Raw genomic sequence first — 17,332 nt, forward strand, 5'->3', positions numbered from 1 at the left:
AGTCCCCCTCCATGAAAAAACCAGCCCGCGGGCTGGTTTTTCTTTGGGGCTGCGACCTGTCAGAAGCGGTATCCGATGCCGATGGCGTAGACGTTCGGATTGAGCTTGAGCGACACGCTCTGGCCCGAGGACAGGTGTGCCGTGGTCTTCAGGAAGCTCTTGTAGTAGGCCACGTCCAGGAACCAGCGCTCGTTGAAGTTGTAGACGAAGCCGATCTGGGGCGTCAGGCCCCACTTGCTGTCCACCGAGGCCGTGGTGGGGTTGGCCAGCGTGCCACCGGTCAGGCCGTTGAGGGAGGCCGTGGTGCGCTCGCCGAAGAACTTGGCATAGGTCACGCCCAGGCCCAGGTAGGGGCGGAAGGCGGAGTTGGCCTCGCCGAAGCGGTACTGCGCGAACACGGTGGCGGGCAGCACCTTGGTGCGGCCGAGCTTGCCCGTGCCGGAGATGGCGCCATCGCCCACGAAGTCGTGCTTGAACGGCAGGCCCATGGGCACGTCGATGGCCCAGTTGTTGGTGACCATGTAGGTCACGCCGCCCGTGAGCTGGCTGTTGGCCTTCACGTCCACGCGGGTGTCGGGGAAGCTGGGTGTGCTCAGCCAGCCGCTGCTGGTCTGGGGATCGATGCGCGTGGCGCCCAGGCGCACGCTCCAGGTGCCGGCGGACTGGGCGGTGGCGGCCATGCAGGCCGTGGCCATGGCCATGGCGGCGGTGATACGCAGGAATGTCTTCATGGATGTGTCTCCTCGTGCTGCGTGTCTGCTATCACAGCCAGCCTGCGCGGGCCAGGGTACGGGAGGCCAGCTGGCTCATCTGCTGGTGGCCGTAGGGCGTGGGGTGGAAGCTGTCGGCAAAGGCATAGCTCTTCCACCAGTTGGCGCTGGTCTCGCCCACGGGAATGGAGGCGGACAGCGCGGCCTCGGTGCAGGTCGGGAAGCTGTAGGTGGGCAGGCCGTCGGCGCCCACGCCGGTGGCAGGGCAGGCCGCCTTTTTCACGTTGGTGTAGGCGTACTGGGCGGGGTCGGCCATCTGCTGGCGGAACTCGCTGTAGAAATCGATGATGGCCACGCGGCTCTCGCCCGCGAAGCCGGTGGCAACCTGCTGGTTGAAGGCCTTGACCCAGCCGTCGAACACGGTCTCCAGCTGGGCGGCGGCGGCCGAGCCCTGCTGCTGGGCCACCGATTGCAGTACCAGCTGGAAGCGCGGCGTCAGCGTGATGGCCGGCACGTTGAGGATGGCCACGCGCGTGGCGCCCTTGCCCAGCACATTCGCCTGGATGGTGGACACATAGCCCTTGGCCAGGTTCTGCATGTACAGGCCGCCGGCCTGGGCCATGCCGGCCTGGCCCTGCTGCAGCAGCGCACCCAGCGTGGCCGCGTCGATCTTGGTGGACAGCAGCGCCTTGAAGTTGGCGCCCTGGTCCCTGGAAGCGGCCAGGAAGGCGCCGATCACGTCGGCCGCGTCATTGGCGCCGCCGTCGATCACGGCCAGGTCATCGGCCGTGAAGCCCGCCGCGCCGGCCAGCAGGATCTGCTGCGTGATGGAGATGGGCGCCGTGGGCGCGCTGGTGTAGTTGATGCGGCCGCCGCCCACGGCGTAGTTGTTGCACGAGGTGTTGGGCGTGAAGGCCGTGCCGTTGAAGCGCGGGCACAGGGAGATGTTGTACAGGCCCGCCACGCGCTCGGCCCAGACCTGGTTGGAGCCGGCGCCTGTCAGCGTGGCGTTCTGCACGGTGAACTTGTAGCCGAAGGTGCCGCTGTCGGAGAGGCTGTCGCCCATCACCTTGACGGAGGTGATCTTGGCACGGGGGGTGGTGTCGGCGCCGCTGCCGCCACCGCAAGCGGCCAGCAGGCCGGCCGTGGCCAGGGAGGCCGCGAGGATTCGATAACGATTTGCCAAGGTGTGATCTCCGTGAAGTGTTGTGAATAGCACGACCGTGCTTTTTTTGGTGATTGCCATCGTAGCGACAGTCGCACCTTGGCGACACCGGGCAAGTACCGATAGGAATCGCGGGCCGACCGGGCATTTCGCACGCGGGCGAATAGACGATAAATACCGGTCTGGCGCCCGCAGGCAGGACAAGGCCCTTGCCGGGCAGGAGGCAGAAACACAACGGAAAGGGCCTGCAAAAGCAGGCCCTGGAACAAGAGCGCAGGCAGCGTATCAGCGGTCGTGCGCCGTCCAGTCCACCAGCGCATCCCAGGCCGCGCGCGCGGCGGCCGCATTGGCGTGGTTGGCCATGGCCACCAGCACGTATCGGCGGCCGCTGGCGCCATCCACATAGCCGGCCAGGGCCGAGGCATCGCGCAGCGTGCCGGTCTTCAGGTGCGCCATGCCCTGGACGCGGCTGAGGCTGCGGCGCAGCGTGCCATCGACGCCGACGATGGGCATGGAGGCCACGAACTCCGGCATCACGGGCGAGGCCCAGGCCTGCTGCAGCATGCGGCCCAGGCCGGAGGCCGTGATGCGCGCCTCGCGGCTCAGGCCCGCGCCGTTGTCGGCCACGGGCTGCTCGGCCGCACCCCAGCGCGCCTGCCACCACTGGCCCAGCGCCTGGCGCGAGGCCTCGAAGCTGGCCACGCCGGTGCGCTGCATGCCCATGGTCAGGAACACCTGCTGGGCCATGACGTTGTTGCTGTATTTGTTGATGTCCCGCACCACCTCGGCCAGCGAGGGCGATTCGCTCTGGAAGGCCGGCTGCAGGCCGGCCGGCACGCGGCCGTCGCGCACGGTGCCTGTGAGCTTGCCGCCCAGCTCGCGCCACATGCCCTCGATGGCGCGCGCCGCGAAGGCCTCGGGCTGGGCCGGCGCCAGCGACCAGCTCTTGTCGCCGCAGCTGGCCGGGAACGTGCCGGCAAAGGCGATGCGCAACGGGTCGGCCATGTCCAGCTGCAGCCGGGCGCGCCAGTCGCCGCACTCGCTGCCTGCCGGCGCCAGGGGCACGGTTTCCTGTTGCTGGATTCCGGCCAGCGGCGGATCGTATTGCAGCCGCGCCACGCCCGCCGCGGCGTCGGGCACAAAGCCGACCGTCACGGCCTTGTAGTTGACCAGCAGGGCGTCGGGCGCCACGTTGTAGGGGCGCCAGGGCTCGTTGTCGAAGGTGGCGGGATCGTGGGCGGGGACGGAGAACGCGCTGCGGTCCAGCACGATGTCGCCCACGATGACCTTGATGCCCATGCCCTGCAGGCGGCGCAGCATCAGCCACAGCCGCTCCATCACGAGCTTGGGATCGCCCTGGCCCTGGATGTACAGCGGCCCGCGCAGCACGCCGTCCTGCACCGGCCCGCCCAGGAAGACGGGCGTGCGCCAGACATGGGCAGGACCCAGCTGGTCCAGCGCCGCATAGGTGGTGACCAGCTTCATCACCGAGGCCGGGTTCATGGCCACATGGCTTTGCCAGTCCAGGCGCGGAGCGGCCCGGCCATCGACCTCCACCACCAGGGCGGAGACCGCCTCGCGCGGCAGCTTGGCGCGCGCCAGGGCGGCTTCCACGGGAGGCGGCAGCCGGCTTTCGCGCGCAGTCTTGGTGGAAAGGGCCGCCGGTGACGTGGGCGCATCGGCCTGGGCAATGGCCATGCCGGGCAGGGCAGCCGCCGCCAGCAGCGCGGCTGCCAGGCCTCGGTGTGAACGCGGCGTTCCGAGTGAGAAGGCGGAGGAAATCGAGGAAATAAGGAAAGAAGACAGCGAAAGATGCAACATGGCCAGCAAGTCTACGCCGGTCATTGCGGCCATGCCGCGCGCGGGCCGGGCGGGGCACCGATAATCCAGGGCTTGCTGCGGCACCGCCGCCTGCCCCACGCCATGAATCTTCTTGCCCTAGACACCAGTACCGACACCCTCTCCATCGCCGTGCAGCGCGGCGATGCCGTCTGGGAACACAGCGGCCCCGGCGGCCCGCAGACCTCGACCGAGCTGATCCCCGCCATCCTGGCCCTCATGGCCCAGGCCGGACTGGAGTTCGCCGAGCTGCGGGCCATCGTCTTCGGCCGGGGTCCGGGCTCGTTCACGGGCCTGCGCACGGCGTGCTCCGTGGCCCAGGGCCTGGCCTTTGCCGCCCGCGTGCCCGTGCTGCCCATGGACAGCCTGCTGGCCGTGGCCGAGCAGGCGCGCATGCAATACGGCTGCACCGACCTCATCGCCGTGATCGATGCGCGCATGAACGAGGTCTACCACGCCGCCTACCACTGGGCCGATGGCCGCTGGAACGACATCGGCGAGCAAAGCGGCGACTTCGGCCTGTGCGCGCCCGAGGCCCTGCAGCTGCCGCCCGGCACCGTGGTGGCCGGCAACGCCCTGGCCGCCTATGGCGAGCGCCTGGCGCCCCAGGCCAGCCATGTGGCTGCGCTGCCCACGGCCGCCGCCATGCTGCGCCTGGCCCCTGCGATGCTGGCGGCCGACCGCGCCCTGCCGGCCGACCAGGCCCTGCCGCGCTACATCCGCGATAAAGTCGCGCAGACCACGGCCGAGCGCGAGGCTGCCAAGGCGGCAGCCGCGCTTGCTTCACCCGTGCAGACCACAGAGACCCCTCCTGCCCAGGCATGAGCACGCACACGCCACAGCCCTCGCGGCCGCTGCCGCCCCTGACCGACGCCTTGGCGTCGGAGCGGGACAGCGTGCGCTTCGAGCCGCTGAACGTGCTGTGGCTGGACACGCTGCTGCCCGTGGAGCAGCAGGCCTATTCCCATCCCTGGACGCGCGGCAACTTCATCGACGCCATGGCGGCCGGCTATGAAACCCAGCTGCTGGTGGATGCCCAGGGCGGGCTGGTCGGCTACTTCGTCGCCATGATCGTGCTCGACGAGGTGCACCTGCTCAACATCACCGTGGCCCCGGCGCGCCAGCGCCAGGGCTGGGCCCGCATCCTGCTGGACGCCCTGGCCCTGTGGTCGCGCCAGCGCCAGGCCCAATGGATCTGGCTGGAAGTGCGCGAGAGCAATGTCCGCGCACGCAGCATCTACGCCGCGCATGGCTACCAGGAGGTGGGCCTGCGCAAGAACTACTACCCCATGCACGACGGCCCGCGCGAGCATGCCGTGCTCATGAGCCTCAAGCTATGGCCCTGAATCTAGACACCCGCCAGCGGGCCATGCTGCATGCCATGGGCATCACTGTCTGGCTGCCCGAACCCGAGACCGCGCCCGCCGTGCTGTCCGAGGCCCTGGCTGCGCCCTCCGATGCGCCTGCAGCGGCGCCCCTCCCGGCGCCTGATGCACCGGCGCCTGATGCACCGGCGTCTGCTGCATCGTCGCCTGTCGCCGCGCCAACGCCCGTACGCGTTCAGGTGCCTGTTCAGGCGCCGGTCCAGGCGACACCGCCTCCCGCACCCGTGCACGCCTCTCCCGCACCCGTCATCCCCGAACGCGAACGCCCGCCGCGCCGCTACGTGCAGCAGCCCGTGGCCGGCGCACCGGGCCTGGGCTGGCGGCTGGGCCCCGTGCGTCCCGTGTATGCGGCAACGCCGCCGGCCGGTGATGGCGGCGAAGGCGGCTGGCTGATCCTGCTGGAGCCGCCGGCCAACTCCCTGCCGCTGCCGCCCGCCCGGCGCCCCGGCCCCGACTGCGCGCGCACCGCGCTGGAAGGCGACGCGGCCCGGCTGCTGGACAACATGCTGCGCGCGCTGAACCTGCAGGACCATCCGCGCCTGTACAGCGCCGCCCTGCACCGTGTGCAGCCTCCGGCCGAAGGCCAGGAGGCGCCCGAGGTCCCGGCCCTGCAACCGTCGCTGGAGGCACTGCTGCGCGATCTGCGCCCGGCCTGCGTGCTGGTGCTGGGCCTGGCCACGGCGCGCGCCGTGCTGGGGCGCCAGGAGGCCCTGGGCCGCCTGCGCGCCGAGCCGCACCGCATCGCCGGTGTGCCGGCCGTGGTCAGCTACGACCCCAACTATCTGCTGCGCGCCCCCCAGGCCAAGGCCGGCGCCTGGGCCGACCTGTGCCATGCCCAGGCTTTTGTGACAGGCCGCCAGATGCCCCCTGGAGCCGCTTCCGAATAGCGCGGCCGGCCCGCATGCTGCAGCGCAACGCTGCATAATCCGATGCTTTGCATCTTGGAGAAAGCTCCGTGGAAACCTACCCCAGTTGGTAGCTTTCAACTCCCGGTTGGCCTGTGGGGTTGAAAGCACCCCCGATACCCCGCACGCCTGAGAAGAACACCTGGAGTGAGCCTATGCTCAACATCTTTACGCTGGCCAATGGCCGCCTGGTTCAAGAAGAGATCGAGTCGCTGGAGGAGCTGTCCCGCTTCAAGCCGATCTGGGTGGACCTGGAGTCGCCCACGGTCGAGGAAAAGCGCTGGATCAAGCAGCACTACGAGTTGTCCATCCCCGAAGATGCGATGGACGACGACATCGAGGAATCGGCCCGCTTCTACGAAGAAGACAACGGCGAGCTGCACATCCGCAGCGACTTCCTGATCGACGATGACGAGGACCCACGCTCCGTGCGCGTGGCCTTCATCGTCAACGAGCACAACAAGAACCTGCGCAGCTGCGGCGTGCTGTTCTCCATCCATGACGAGGACGTGCCGGTCTTCCGGCTGCTGCGCATGCGCGCGCGCCGCGCGCCGGGCCTGATCGACGAGGCCAAGGACGTGCTGCTCAAGCTGTTCGACGCCGACGCCGAGTACTCGGCCGATACGCTCGAAGGCATCTACGACGACCTGGAGAAGGCCAGCAAGATGGTGCTGTCCGGCGACGTGACCGACGACGTGGCCCGCGAAGTGCTGGGCGCCATCGCGCGCCAGGAAGACCTGAACGGCCGCATCCGCCGCAACGTCATGGACACGCGCCGCGCCGTCAGCTTCATGATGCGTTCCAAGATGCTCAATGCCGAGCAGTTCGAGGAAGCGCGCCAGATCCTGCGCGACATCGAATCGCTGGACAGCCACACGGCCTTCCTCTTCGACAAGATCAACTTCCTGATGGATGCCACGGTCGGCTTCATCAACATCAACCAGAACAAGATCATCAAGATCTTCTCGGTGGCCAGCGTGGCCCTGCTGCCGCCCACGCTGATCGCCAGCGTCTACGGCATGAACTTCCGCTTCATGCCCGAGCTGGAGTGGGAGTTCGGCTACGTCTACGTCATCGCGCTCATGGTGCTCAGTGCCGTCGGGCCCATGCTGTATTTCCGCAAGCGCGGCTGGCTGAAGTAGCGGCAGCCGGCCCCCTCGGGCCGGGCTTTCTTCAGGCCAGCGCCACGGCCTCGATTTCCACCTTCAACCCGAAATGCAGCGCCCCCGTGGGCACCACGGCGCGCGCGGGCCGGTGCGCGCCGGCCCAGTCGGCATAGAGGCGGTCGAAGGCCGGCCAGTGCGCCATGTCGTCCAGGTACACGCGCACCTGCAGCAGGCGGGGCACGCCGCTGCCGGCCAGCTCCAGCGCCGCCGCCAGATTGGCCAGCGCCTGGCGCGCCTGGTCCTCGAAGCTGGCGTCCACCAGGCGCGTGCCGTCGGGCCGTATGGGCAGCTGCCCTGACACGAAGACCAGCCCCTGGCCCGTGGCCGTGTGGCTGTAGTGGCCGCCCGGCGCAGGCAGCTGCGGCGATGCATGGCGCAGATCGATCCCGTTTTCACCAGCCATGGAGCCGCTCCCAGGTTTGCACCGAGCCATCTGCCGCCAGCGCCTGGTAGGCCGGGAACTGCGCGCCCGTGGCGCAGGCATGGTTGGGCAGGATGCGCAGCCGCGTGCCCAGGGGAAAGCGGGCGGCGATGTCGGCCTCTATCGCGCCATCAGCGCGCGCCAGGATGCCGTGCTCCTGGTTGGCGCCAGTCAGCACGAAGCCCGGCATCACCTCGCCATGCAGGTCGCAGACCTGGCCGTAGCCGAAGTCCTGCCGCTGTTTCGCCGTGCCCCGGTCGCGGCTCATGGCCATCCAGCCTGCGTCCACGATGGCCCAACCCTTGTCGGCCTGGTGGCCGATCACGGTGGCCAGCACCGACAGCGCCACGTCCTCGGCCGTGCACACGCCGATGTTGCGCATCACCAGGTCGAAGAACACATAGACGCCTGCGCGCACCTCGGTCACGCCGTCCAGCCGGCATGCCGCCAGCGCGGTGGGCGTGGAGCCCACGCTGACCACGGGGCACGGCAGGTCGGCCGCGCGCAGGGCTTCGGCGGCCTGCACGCAGCCGGCGCGCTCGCGCTCGGCCAGCGCCTGCAGCGCCTCGGGCGTGTCCAGCTCGTAGCTGGAGCCGGCATGCGTGAGCACGCCGCCCAGGCGCATGCCGCCGTCGTGCAGCGTGCGGCCAATGGCCAGCAGCAGCGGCGCATCTTCGGCGCCCACGCCGGAGCGGTGGCCGTCGGTGTCGATCTCTATCCATACCTCGAAGGCCTCGCCCTGTTCGCGGCCGAACGCGGCAATGGCCTGGGCCGCCGCCACGCTGTCCACGATGAGCTTGAGATCGCAGCCGCGCCGGCGCAGTTGCAGGGCCTGCGGCAGGCGGTGCGGCGCCATGCTGACTGCATAGAGGATGTCGGTGGTGCCAGCGGCAAAGAACTGCTCGGCCTCCTTCAGGGTGGAGACCGTGATGCCCGAGGCCCCGGCCGCGCGCTGCGCGGCGGCCACGGGCACGCTCTTGCTGGTCTTCACATGGGGGCGCAGGCGCACGCCCTGCGCGTCCATGCGCTGCTGCATGCGGTGGATGTTGCGCTGCATGCGTGAGAGGTCGATCACGGCAGCGGGCGTGTCCAGGGTCAGAAGTGTGTCTTGCATGGTGTTTCTCTCTCCATCGTCAATCCAGGTATTGGCCTTTGGCCTTGAGGGCAGGCACGTCGTTGCGCAGTCCCTGTTCGATCAAGGCGGAGACCGTGGCCGGCACGGCCTGCTCGGGCGACGGCAGCTCCACCCCCAGCGCGGCCATCTGTGCGCGCAGGCCCGCATCGCCCATGGCGTGCTGCAGCGACCGCGTCAGCCGCGCGAGCACCGCCGGCGGCGTGCCGCGTGGTGCGAAGATCGCGTTCCATGAGCGCGCCTGCAGGGGGTGGCCGGCCTCGGCGCTGGCCGCCGTGCCCGGCAGCTGAGCCAGGCGCTGTGTTCCCAGCACCGCAATCGCCTTGATGCGGCCGCCCGCGATCTGCGGTAGCGCCGTCGTCGTCTGGTCGCACATGAAATCGGTCTGTCCGCCCATGAGATCGTTCATGGCAGGCGCGATCCCGCGATAGGGAACATGGGTGGGGCTTTGGCCCAGCGCCGACAGCAGCAGCACGCACCCATAGTGCGATATCGAGCCCACGCCGGCGCTGCCATAGGAGGCTGCGGCCTGGTTGCGCTTGAGCCAGTCGGCGAACTGGCGCAGGTCGGAGGCCGGCAGATTGGCACGCGCCAGCAGCAGCATGGGCGCCGCGCCCGCAGGTCCCACAGGGGCGAAGTCGGCCACGGGGTCATAGGGCAGCTTGCGGTACAAGGCCACATTGACCACATGCGTGCCTATGCCGCCAAAGGACAGGGTGTAGCCGTCGGCGGCAGCCTTGCGCGCCTGGTTCAGGCCGATGGTTCCATTGGCGCCACCCAGGTTCTCGATCACCAGGGGTTGGCCCAGATGCTCCCCCATCTTCTGAGCCACGGCACGGGCCAGCGCATCGCTGGGGCCTCCCGGGGGAAACGGCACGACCAGCGTGACCGGCCTGGCCGGAAAGGCAGCGCCGGCCTGCGCCAGGGCTCCCTGGCTCCACGCCATGGCACAGACGATGGACAGGACCGGGAATGCGGACACAAGGGACAACGGCAGGGCTGGACGCAGCTGCATGGCAGGCTCCTCACAAGGGTGGACAGGATAGGAGGGCGGGCACAGCACCGGCTGCACCCTCGGGGTTCAACCCTGCTGCAGGGAAAAGTCCCTGAGCCAGGGCAGTGCCGGCGCCAGCGTGGGTGCTTCGGCCTCGGCCTGCGGCGCGCCCGTGGGCCGCGACAGGCCCACGCGGTTGTGCCAGAAGGTACGCAGGCCCACGGCCGAGGTGCCGAACAGGTCATAGCCCGATCCGGCCACGAAGGCGGCCTGGCCCGCAGGCAGCCCCAGCCGGTCCAGCGCCAGCTGGTAGGGCCGGGGGTCGGGCTTGTAGAAGCCTGCTGCTTCCGAGGTCACCACCACATCCCAATCCACGCCCAGCAGCGCGGCGGCACGTTGACCCAGGCGCTCGGAGCAATTGGTCACCACGGCCAGGCGGCAGTGCGGGCGCAGGGCGGCCAGCAGCTCGCGTGCGCCATCCCAGGGCTGCAGCTGCTCCCATTGCGCCTCCAGCCTGTCGGCCACCGCCTCGGGCAGGCCCCGGTTGCGGGCCGCCGTGCGCACCAGGTCCTCATAGGGCTGGTAGGCGCCGCAGCCATAGGTCAGGCGCAGGTATTCGGCGCGCCAGTCGCGCCCGGCAGCCTCGCTGCCGGCGGCCGCATTCCAGACGGTCCAGGAGTCCAGCAAGGCGGTCAGCAGGTCGAAGAGCACGGCCCGGGGCCATGCGGCAGAGGTGGGGTATGGGGTGTTCATGCCTTGGCACTGTACGGACCAAGACCATGGTCGTGGTTAAATCCGCCGTCATCAATCGTTAAGGCAAATTGAATGATTGCCATCGAAGACCTGCAGCTTGCCGCCGCCTTGCTGCGCGAAAGCTCGCTGAGCGCGGCGGCCCGTGCGCTTGACGTGACACCGCCTGCACTGTCCATGCGCCTGCGCCGGCTGGAGGCCGAACTGGGCCTGTCCCTGGCCAACCGCAGCGCGCGGCGCCTGGCGCTGACGCCCGAGGGCGAGCGCTTTGCCCGCGAGGCCGTGCGGCTGCTGGGCCAGATCGAGGAGCTGCGCGACTCGCTGCACGGCGATGCCCGCCAGCTGGGCGGCACGCTGCGCATTGCCGCGCCCTTTGGCTACGGGCGCAGCCGGCTGGCCCCGGCCCTGGTGCCCTTCACGCGCCAGCACCCGCAACTGAAACTGCAGCTGGACCTGCGCGAAACGCCTTTCCCCGACCGCCACGATGCCGATGCCGTGGTCCACATCGGCGCGGTGCGCGACTCCTCCTGGGTGGCGCGCGAGCTGGCTGCCAACGACCGCTGGCTGTGCGCCAGCCCCGACTACCTGCGCCGCCATGGCACGCCCGCCACGCCGCGCGAATTGCTGGAGCACGCCTGCATCTGCATCCGCGAGAACGAGGAGGATGTGACGCTGTGGCACCTGCGCCCCGCCGCCAGCCGGCGTGCCGTGGACGGCCAGACCCTGCGTGTGACGCCGTCCTATGTGACCAACGATGGCGGCGTGGCCCGCCACTGGGCCGAACAGGGCCTGGGCCTGGTACTGCGTTCGCAATGGGACATGGCACCGGCCATTGCCGAGGGCCGGCTGGTGCGCGTGCTGCCCGACTGGCATTTCGGCAGCGCGCCCGTCACCCTGCTGGTGCCCACGCGCAAGGGCCGCACGGCGCGCGTGCAGGCCTTGGTGACGTTTCTGGAGCAGTGCGCCGCAGCGGGCGCGCTGTAGTGCAGGTCAGGCCGTGCGCGCGGACGTATCCCGGGCATCGCTGGCACCGTGGGTGCCCTGGCCGCGCTCGCGCAGCCACAGCACCAGGCCGCAGACCATGACCACCAGCTGCGTGCCCACCAGCAGGCCGAAGCCGGCAACGAAACCGCCGCCGGCCGAACGCGATGTCCAGCCAATGACGGCGCCCATGAGCGCAGGCATGAAGCCCGCCACCAGGGTCGCCGTGCCGTTGACGACGCCATAGGCGCTGGCCACATGCTCGGGCCGCGCGCAGTACTGCACGGTGCTGGGAATGGCCGGGCTCATCAGGCCCCAGCAGAAGTTGGCGGCGATCAGGCAGTAGGCCGCCGCGTAGCGGTCTTCCATGTGGATGGCCAGCCAGATGGCCAGCGCCAGGCCCAGGCTGCCGCCGACGAAGATCAGGGGCACCTGGCGGCGCGGCAGGCGGTCGATGACGATGCCGCCGACCAGCACGGCCAATACCGTGGCGTACTGCGGCAGCGAGGCCAGCCAGCCCATCTCGCGCAGCGAAAAGCCGCGCGACTCCAGATAGGCCGGCAGCCAGTTGCTGCTGCCCCAGAGGTAGGAGAAGAAGGCCGCCGACAGCACGGCCACCAGCACCAGATAGCGCGTGTGCATGGCGCCGCGCACGATCTGCCCGACCTGGCCCACCGCCTCGCCCAGCGAGCGCGGGCGCGGCATGCCGGTGTCCACGCGGGGCATGCGGATGAAGGCCAGCACCAGCGGAATGCCGATGGCCACATTGATCAGGCCCAGCACGTGGAACGAGGTCTGCCAGTCATGGCCGGCCACCAGGTAGCCGATCAGCGGATAGCCCACCGCCAGCCCCAGTCCCGTGCCCATGTTCACGAAGGAGTTGGGCAGGCCGTTCTCGTGGCTCTGGAAATGCGCCTTGATGTAGCTGCCCGCCAGCGAGTACAGAGGCCCTTCGGAGATGCCCAGCAGGATGCGCGAGGCCAGCAGCAGGCCATAGCTGTTCATGGCCGGGGACAGAAAGGACACGGCGCCCCACAGCAGCAGGCCGACCACCAGGCTTCGGCGCACGCCGAAGAGCGCCGCGCAAAACGGCGTCAACACGAAGGAAGAAACGCCGTAGCCCACCATGAAGGCCGTGGCCAGCAGGCCCTGGCGCGTGCGGTCGTCGTGCGTCAGCCCGATGTGGTCCAGAAATCCCTGGTCGAGGATGAGGATCGAAAGGTTGATCCGGTCCACATAGGAGATGGCGACGATGATGAAGAGGCTGATCACCCCCCACCAGCGGGCCGCACGCATATCTTTCATGGCAAGTCTCTATCGCCCGATGGGCTGTATCAGAAGAAGTGGCGCACGCCCACCTCGAAGCCGGAGGAGCGGCCGCCCAGCGTGGTGCCCGGGGCCGACAGGCCCTGCACGCCGATGGACTTGGCCGCGCCGTCCTTGTTCTTGAGGAAGGCCACCGTGCCGTAGACCTGGGTGCGCTTGGACAGGTTGTGCCCGTAGCCCACGCTGATCTTGTTCCAGTCGGCATTGCTGCCGTCGGTGTTGTAGTGGCCGTAGGAGGCCTTGAACTCGCCCATGCCCACGGGCGCGGTCACGCCCAGCTGCAGGGCGGTGACCTTGAGGGCGCCGCGCTTTTCGCTGGCCCACAGCAGCATGGGCTTGGCCACGCCGAAGTCCCAGCTCAGGCCCACGTTGCTGGCCGTGAGGTTGGTCGCATCGCTGTCGCCATAGAACTTGCCCGTGGCCAGCGCGCCGTTGAAGGGGCCCTGGCGGTAGCCGAAGCGCAGGCCGCGGTAGTCGCCCTGGTTCTTGTTGGGTGCGCTGCGCGCCTGCTCGCCCATGGCCACCTGCACCTGGCCGTAGAAGCCGCCCAGGTTCTGCGGCAGGAAGTAGCTGACCGCGTTGCTGATCTGGATGGGCGCGCCGCCCGTGGCCGTGCCCGTGCCGGGAATGCCCAGCATGGTGAAGCCCATGGTGCCGCCCACGCCGTTGGTGAGGAAGGGGTCGAAGATCAGCGTGCTCAGGAAGGTGGCCGAGTCATCGCGGCCCAGGCGCACTTCGCCGAAGTCGCCCGACAGGCTCACGGTGGAGCGGCGGTTGAAGCTCAGGCCGCCACCGCTGGCCTTGCCCGAGCCGCTGTCCACGTCCATGCCCGCCTCCAGCCAGAAGCCCGCACGCAGGCCGCCGCCCAGCTCTTCCGTGCCGCGAAAGCCGAGGCGGCTGATGTTGGCGCCGCCCGTGGACAGGCCGGTCTTGGAGGGGCCGGAGCCGTTCAGGTGCGTGACGCCGACATCGACGACGCCGAAGATCTCGACCTTGGACTGCGCCGAAGCGGCACCGGGCAAGGACGCCAGGCAGGCTAGCGCCACGCCCAGCATGGGCGTATGGATGGTTTTCATGGGGTTGTCTCCTCTGGGGGTGGTGGCTTGGGGGGTGGTGGTGGTTTGTCTTCAGTTGCTAGCCCAGGGCCTCGCTCGTCAATTCAGCATGGCCCAACTCAGGGACACCGAGGAAGGGCCGCCCCGCACCGAGGGTGTCGTCCCCCTCCCCCGCGAAGCGGGTAGAGAGGGGGAAGGCGCGAAGCGACTCAGGGGGTGTCATACATCCAGCACTAAACGTTCGCTCTTGCAGCCGGAAACGCAGACCATCATCACTTTGTTGCTGGCCTTTTCCTTGGGGCTGAGCACCGAGTCGCGGTGGTCCGGAATGCCTTCGAGCACGCGCGTCTCGCAGGAGCCGCAGACGCCTTCGCAGCAGCTGTGGTCCATCTGGATGCCGGCATCCAGCAGGGTGTCGAGCAGCGACTTCTCGGGCGTGATCTCGATGAAGCGGCCGCTGCGCTTGAGTTCCACCGTGTAGTTGCTGCACGCATCGTCGGCGGCCTTGACCTCCACGGGCGTGAAGCGCTCGACGTGGGCGTTGGCGTGGCCCAGCTCGGCGCAGAACTTCTCGAAGGCGTCCAGCATGGGCGTGGGGCCGCAGGCGTAGTGGTGCGTGCCCGCGTCGGGCTGGCGTTGGGCCAGCAGCGCGCGCAGGTCGGGCGGGCCGCCGGCCTCGCTGTCGAAGTGCAGGTGCAGCGGCATGCCCAGCGCCTGCAGCTCCTCCAGGAAGGCCGCGCCCTTGCGCTCGCGGGCGAAGTACAGCATCTCGAACGAGCGGCCCTGGCCCTTGAGGCGGCGTGCCATGCACAGCAGCGGCGTGATGCCGATGCCGCCGGCCACCAGCACGGTGTGCGCGGCGCTTTCGTCCAGCGCGAAATGGTTGCGCGGCTCGGAGATGGTGATGGGCATGCCCACGCGCAGCGACTCGTGCACGCAGCGCGAGCCGCCGCGGCTGGCGCGGTCGCGCAGCACGCCGACCACGTAGCGGTGGCGCTCCTCGCTGGGGTTGCTCAGCGAGTAGCTGCGCACCAGGCCGTTGGGCAGGTGCAGATCGATGTGCGAGCCCGGCGTGAAGGCGGGAAGCTCCCCGCCCGCCACGGGCCGCAGGTCCACACTGATGGTGTCCTGGGCCTCGAAGCGCAGCGTGTGCACGAAGGCCTGGAGGTTGGTGCTCATGATGCGGCGCCTTCGTCGATCTGCTCCTGGGCCAGGCGGCGCAGGTGGCGGCGCAGGCGCACCAGGCCGATGTCGTGCTGGTAGAGGTTCTCGCGCTCGTTGGCGTCCAGCTCCATCTGCTCCATCATGATCCGGTCCTGCTCCAGCACGGCCCAGTGGCGCGCCTCCAGGCGGTTGCGGTACAGGAAGCGCCAGGTGTCGCGCATCCAGCCTTGCACCTTGCGGCAGCGCCAGAAGAACACGGCGCACAGGTCGGCGCTGATGGGCGTGACGCAGGCCACGATGGCGAAGTTGCCGCCGGGGCCGCCGGTCTTGGGGTACGGAATCTCCAGGCGCATCCAGTGCACGCCCGTGCTGCCCCACTCGGTCCAGTCGAAGTTCACGCCGCGCTGGCCCACCTTCTCGAAGACGAAGCCGTCATCGGTCTCGCGCACCTGGAACGTGGCCTTGCTGTCACCCTCGGCCATGGAGTGCGACTGCTTGTGCAGGAAGGTGCCGTGCATGGGGTCCATGACGTTGTCCAGCGCATAGCGGTAGTCGCTGCGCCACTCGGCATAGCACAGGAAGTTGGAGTACTCGGGCGAGGTCAGCTCCTCGGGCAGCGTGAACTCGGGCGCCTCGTCAACGGTCTTGTCGCTGTTGTAGAGAAAGATGGCGCCATGCGCCTCGCGCGCATGGAAGGCCAGCGCCGCGCGCGAGCCTTCGAGCTTGCAGCCGGGGCTGCCGGGCACCTTGGTCACGGTGCCGTCGCCGCGCACTTCCACGCCGTGGTAGGGGCAGGCCAGGCGGTCGCCCAGGATCACGCCCTGCGACAGCGGCGCGCCGCGGTGCGGGCAATGGTCTTCCAGCGCGTGGACCTGGCCGTCGGCATCGCGCCACAGCGCGATCTTGCGGCCGAAGCGGCGCACGGACACGGGCTGGGTCTTCACGAAGTCCGAGGGGCAGACCGCGTACCAGAGGTTCTTCAGGCCTTTGTTGAGCAGGCCGTCCACCGGATCGATGGTGATGGTTTGTACGTTCATGGGGCTCTCCAGTCCTGCTCGGTATCAATAGCCCAGCCGCGCCATCAGCGCCTGGAAGCTGTCTTCGGTCCAGGCCTCGCCGTTCTCGCCGGAGGGGCCGCTGCGGTTGAGGTAGGCCACCAGTTCGGGCAGGGTCTGCACGCCTTCGCCGAAGGCGCGTTCGATGGAATCGCCCAGCAGGTCTTCCATCAGGGTGGGGGCACGTTCGCGCGCCTGGTGCGGCTCGAGATAGCGATCAGCGGCCATGGTTCTCTCCTTCGAAAACTGTCTTGTGTGGGGTTGGCTGCGCTCAGTCGGCGCGGATGTCCAGGTCTTTGATGAGCTTGCCGAAGCGATTGAAATCGGCGGCATTCGTCTTTTCCAGGCGCGCGGGCTCGCCGCCTGCGGGCAGCGCGCCGAAGGTGGCCATCTTGGAGACCACGTCGGGCATCTTCAGGATCTCGTTGAGGTGCGTGTTCAGCAGCTTCACGGTCTCGGGCGACATGCCCTTGGGGCCGAACAGGCCCTGCCATGCGGACACTTCCACATCCTTGACGCCCAGCTCGGCCAGGGTGGGCACATTGGGGGCCAGCGCGCTGCGCTGGCTGTCGGCCACGGCCAGGGCGGTGACCTTGCCGCCGACGTAGGGCGCGATCGGTCCCCAGGTCATGAAGGTCGTGGGCACATGGCCGCCGATCAGGTCGTTGACGGCAGGTGCCACGCCCTTGTAGGGAATGTGGGCGATGCGCGTGCCGGCGGCGCGGTTGAACATCTCGCCCAGGATGTGCATGGGCGAGCCGCTGCCGGGGCTGGCGTAGGTCAGGCCGTCGCGCTTGCCCTGGGCGATCAGGGTCTTCATGTCCTTGATGCCCGAGGCCTGGTTGGTGGCCACGAACATGGGCTGCACGCTGGTCTGCACGATGGGCGTGAAGCCGTGCAGCACGTCGTAGCTGGAGCCCGAGGCCGTCTTGAGCACGAACTGCGCGATGGCGAAGGTATTGGGCGCCAGCAGCAGCGTGTAGCCGTCCGGCGAGGCCTTGGCCACATGCACGCTGCCGATGGTGCCGCTGGCGCCGGGGCGGTTGTCCACCAGCACGGGCTGGCCCAGGCGCGTGGACAGCTTCTCGGCATACAGGCGCGCCATGGCATCGGTGTCGCCACCGGCCGGATAGGCCACGATGATGGTGATGGGCTTGGCCGGATAGGCCTGGGCCATCGCGGTGCCGGACAGCGTGGCTGCAGCCAGGAATGCAGCGGCAAGAGAAACCTGGCGACGTGTCTTGTTCATGGTGGGGGCCGTGGGGTGGTTGGGTTGTGGGGGTA

Annotated in this window: 18 protein-coding genes; 5 read left to right on the forward strand and 13 right to left on the reverse strand. The window is 69.1% G+C overall.

Translation table 11 applies throughout. The features are described 5' to 3' along the window. Positions 1-59: 59 nt before the first annotated feature. The 3 genes from PO605_RS04675 to dacB form a co-directional block, all read right to left on the reverse strand. The gene (locus PO605_RS04675) at positions 60-731 is read right to left on the reverse strand and encodes an OmpW/AlkL family protein (protein ID WP_047470713.1); all 672 of its coding nucleotides are present in this window, start codon (positions 729-731) and stop codon (positions 60-62) included. A gap of 31 nt (positions 732-762) precedes the next feature. Further along, a complete protein-coding gene (locus PO605_RS04680) occupies positions 763-1,896 on the reverse strand; it encodes an SGNH/GDSL hydrolase family protein (RefSeq protein ID WP_047217891.1) in 1,134 nt (377 codons plus the stop codon). A 264-nt stretch (positions 1,897-2,160) separates the two neighbouring features. Next, a complete protein-coding gene (dacB, locus tag PO605_RS04685) occupies positions 2,161-3,729 on the reverse strand; it encodes a D-alanyl-D-alanine carboxypeptidase/D-alanyl-D-alanine endopeptidase (RefSeq protein WP_272206147.1) in 1,569 nt (522 codons plus the stop codon). A gap of 69 nt (positions 3,730-3,798) precedes the next feature. Between dacB and tsaB the strand changes: the two genes are divergently transcribed. The 4 genes from tsaB (at position 3,799) to corA (ending at position 7,146) form a co-directional block, all read left to right on the forward strand. Further along, positions 3,799-4,539: a tRNA (adenosine(37)-N6)-threonylcarbamoyltransferase complex dimerization subunit type 1 TsaB gene (gene tsaB / locus PO605_RS04690; RefSeq protein ID WP_016449115.1), complete on the forward strand. Its 741-nt coding sequence runs from the start codon at positions 3,799-3,801 to the stop codon at positions 4,537-4,539. Then, on the forward strand, positions 4,536-5,060 hold the full coding sequence (rimI, locus tag PO605_RS04695; protein WP_016449114.1) for a ribosomal protein S18-alanine N-acetyltransferase: 525 nt from the start codon (positions 4,536-4,538) through the stop codon (positions 5,058-5,060). Before tsaB ends, rimI begins: the two co-directional genes overlap by 4 nt. Then, a complete protein-coding gene (locus tag PO605_RS04700; RefSeq protein ID WP_272206148.1) occupies positions 5,051-5,986 on the forward strand; it encodes a uracil-DNA glycosylase family protein in 936 nt (311 codons plus the stop codon). Before rimI ends, PO605_RS04700 begins: the two co-directional genes overlap by 10 nt. Positions 5,987-6,159: 173 nt before the next feature. Then, a complete protein-coding gene (gene corA, locus PO605_RS04705) occupies positions 6,160-7,146 on the forward strand; it encodes a magnesium/cobalt transporter CorA (RefSeq protein ID WP_016449112.1) in 987 nt (328 codons plus the stop codon). Between the two features lie 31 nt (positions 7,147-7,177). Here the strand turns inward: corA and PO605_RS04710 are convergent, their stop codons facing one another. The 4 genes from PO605_RS04710 to PO605_RS04725 all read right to left on the reverse strand — a co-directional run bounded on the left by PO605_RS04710 (position 7,178) and on the right by PO605_RS04725 (position 10,470). Next, a complete protein-coding gene (locus PO605_RS04710) occupies positions 7,178-7,573 on the reverse strand; it encodes a RidA family protein (RefSeq protein WP_047469589.1) in 396 nt (131 codons plus the stop codon). Then, positions 7,563-8,705, reverse strand: a complete 1,143-nt coding sequence (locus PO605_RS04715) for a DSD1 family PLP-dependent enzyme (protein WP_272206149.1) — start codon at positions 8,703-8,705, stop codon at positions 7,563-7,565. The genes PO605_RS04710 and PO605_RS04715 overlap by 11 nt, the downstream gene beginning before the upstream one ends. Before the next feature lie 19 nt (positions 8,706-8,724). Further along, positions 8,725-9,738 carry a tripartite tricarboxylate transporter substrate binding protein BugD gene (locus PO605_RS04720; RefSeq protein WP_016452041.1) on the reverse strand — a complete coding sequence of 338 codons (1,014 nt, stop codon included), beginning with the start codon at positions 9,736-9,738 and terminating at the stop codon, positions 8,725-8,727. A gap of 66 nt (positions 9,739-9,804) precedes the next feature. Next, positions 9,805-10,470 carry an HAD family hydrolase gene (locus PO605_RS04725; RefSeq protein WP_016449108.1) on the reverse strand — a complete coding sequence of 222 codons (666 nt, stop codon included), beginning with the start codon at positions 10,468-10,470 and terminating at the stop codon, positions 9,805-9,807. A 72-nt stretch (positions 10,471-10,542) separates the two neighbouring features. Here PO605_RS04725 and PO605_RS04730 point away from each other — a divergent pair, with 72 nt between their 5' ends. Continuing rightward, positions 10,543-11,451, forward strand: a complete 909-nt coding sequence (locus PO605_RS04730; RefSeq protein WP_272206150.1) for a LysR family transcriptional regulator — start codon at positions 10,543-10,545, stop codon at positions 11,449-11,451. Positions 11,452-11,457: 6 nt separating this feature from the next. On the opposite strand, the gene PO605_RS04735 is transcribed toward PO605_RS04730, so the two are convergent. The 6 genes from PO605_RS04735 to PO605_RS04760 form a co-directional block, all read right to left on the reverse strand. Further along, positions 11,458-12,753: an MFS transporter gene (locus tag PO605_RS04735; RefSeq protein WP_047472360.1), complete on the reverse strand. Its 1,296-nt coding sequence runs from the start codon at positions 12,751-12,753 to the stop codon at positions 11,458-11,460. A gap of 29 nt (positions 12,754-12,782) precedes the next feature. Next, on the reverse strand, positions 12,783-13,850 hold the full coding sequence (locus tag PO605_RS04740) for a porin (RefSeq protein ID WP_013804504.1): 1,068 nt from the start codon (positions 13,848-13,850) through the stop codon (positions 12,783-12,785). 198 nt (positions 13,851-14,048) lie between these two features. After that, complete coding sequence (locus PO605_RS04745; RefSeq protein WP_047472359.1) at positions 14,049-15,008, reverse strand: PDR/VanB family oxidoreductase; 960 nt, start codon at positions 15,006-15,008, stop codon at positions 14,049-14,051. Beyond that, positions 15,005-16,030 carry an aromatic ring-hydroxylating oxygenase subunit alpha gene (locus PO605_RS04750; RefSeq protein ID WP_047472358.1) on the reverse strand — a complete coding sequence of 342 codons (1,026 nt, stop codon included), beginning with the start codon at positions 16,028-16,030 and terminating at the stop codon, positions 15,005-15,007. The genes PO605_RS04745 and PO605_RS04750 overlap by 4 nt, the downstream gene beginning before the upstream one ends. Before the next feature lie 24 nt (positions 16,031-16,054). Next, positions 16,055-16,276, reverse strand: a complete 222-nt coding sequence (locus PO605_RS04755) for a recombinase-like helix-turn-helix domain-containing protein (protein ID WP_016452043.1) — start codon at positions 16,274-16,276, stop codon at positions 16,055-16,057. A 43-nt stretch (positions 16,277-16,319) separates the two neighbouring features. Further along, positions 16,320-17,297 (reverse strand): Bug family tripartite tricarboxylate transporter substrate binding protein, encoded by a 978-nt coding sequence (locus tag PO605_RS04760; RefSeq protein ID WP_047217886.1) that lies wholly within the window; start codon positions 17,295-17,297, stop codon positions 16,320-16,322. Positions 17,298-17,332: the final 35 nt, after the last annotated feature.

The organism is Delftia sp. DT-2 (genome assembly GCF_028401915.1).
Taxonomy (GTDB): domain Bacteria; phylum Pseudomonadota; class Gammaproteobacteria; order Burkholderiales; family Burkholderiaceae_C; genus Comamonas; species Comamonas tsuruhatensis.

Coding starts and splice junctions, on each gene's coding strand:
- PO605_RS04675 (WP_047470713.1), bottom strand. CDS start 731: ATGAAGACATTCCTGCGTATCACCGCCGCCATGGCCATGGCCACGGCC.
- dacB (WP_272206147.1), bottom strand. CDS start 3,729: ATGGCCGCAATGACCGGCGTAGACTTGCTGGCCATGTTGCATCTTTCG.
- tsaB (WP_016449115.1), top strand. CDS start 3,799: ATGAATCTTCTTGCCCTAGACACCAGTACCGACACCCTCTCCATCGCC.
- rimI (WP_016449114.1), top strand. CDS start 4,536: ATGAGCACGCACACGCCACAGCCCTCGCGGCCGCTGCCGCCCCTGACC.
- PO605_RS04700 (WP_272206148.1), top strand. CDS start 5,051: ATGGCCCTGAATCTAGACACCCGCCAGCGGGCCATGCTGCATGCCATG.
- corA (WP_016449112.1), top strand. CDS start 6,160: ATGCTCAACATCTTTACGCTGGCCAATGGCCGCCTGGTTCAAGAAGAG.
- PO605_RS04710 (WP_047469589.1), bottom strand. CDS start 7,573: ATGGCTGGTGAAAACGGGATCGATCTGCGCCATGCATCGCCGCAGCTG.
- PO605_RS04715 (WP_272206149.1), bottom strand. CDS start 8,705: ATGCAAGACACACTTCTGACCCTGGACACGCCCGCTGCCGTGATCGAC.
- PO605_RS04720 (WP_016452041.1), bottom strand. CDS start 9,738: ATGCAGCTGCGTCCAGCCCTGCCGTTGTCCCTTGTGTCCGCATTCCCG.
- PO605_RS04725 (WP_016449108.1), bottom strand. CDS start 10,470: ATGAACACCCCATACCCCACCTCTGCCGCATGGCCCCGGGCCGTGCTC.
- PO605_RS04730 (WP_272206150.1), top strand. CDS start 10,543: ATGATTGCCATCGAAGACCTGCAGCTTGCCGCCGCCTTGCTGCGCGAA.
- PO605_RS04735 (WP_047472360.1), bottom strand. CDS start 12,753: ATGAAAGATATGCGTGCGGCCCGCTGGTGGGGGGTGATCAGCCTCTTC.
- PO605_RS04740 (WP_013804504.1), bottom strand. CDS start 13,850: ATGAAAACCATCCATACGCCCATGCTGGGCGTGGCGCTAGCCTGCCTG.
- PO605_RS04745 (WP_047472359.1), bottom strand. CDS start 15,008: ATGAGCACCAACCTCCAGGCCTTCGTGCACACGCTGCGCTTCGAGGCC.
- PO605_RS04750 (WP_047472358.1), bottom strand. CDS start 16,030: ATGAACGTACAAACCATCACCATCGATCCGGTGGACGGCCTGCTCAAC.
- PO605_RS04755 (WP_016452043.1), bottom strand. CDS start 16,276: ATGGCCGCTGATCGCTATCTCGAGCCGCACCAGGCGCGCGAACGTGCC.
- PO605_RS04760 (WP_047217886.1), bottom strand. CDS start 17,297: ATGAACAAGACACGTCGCCAGGTTTCTCTTGCCGCTGCATTCCTGGCT.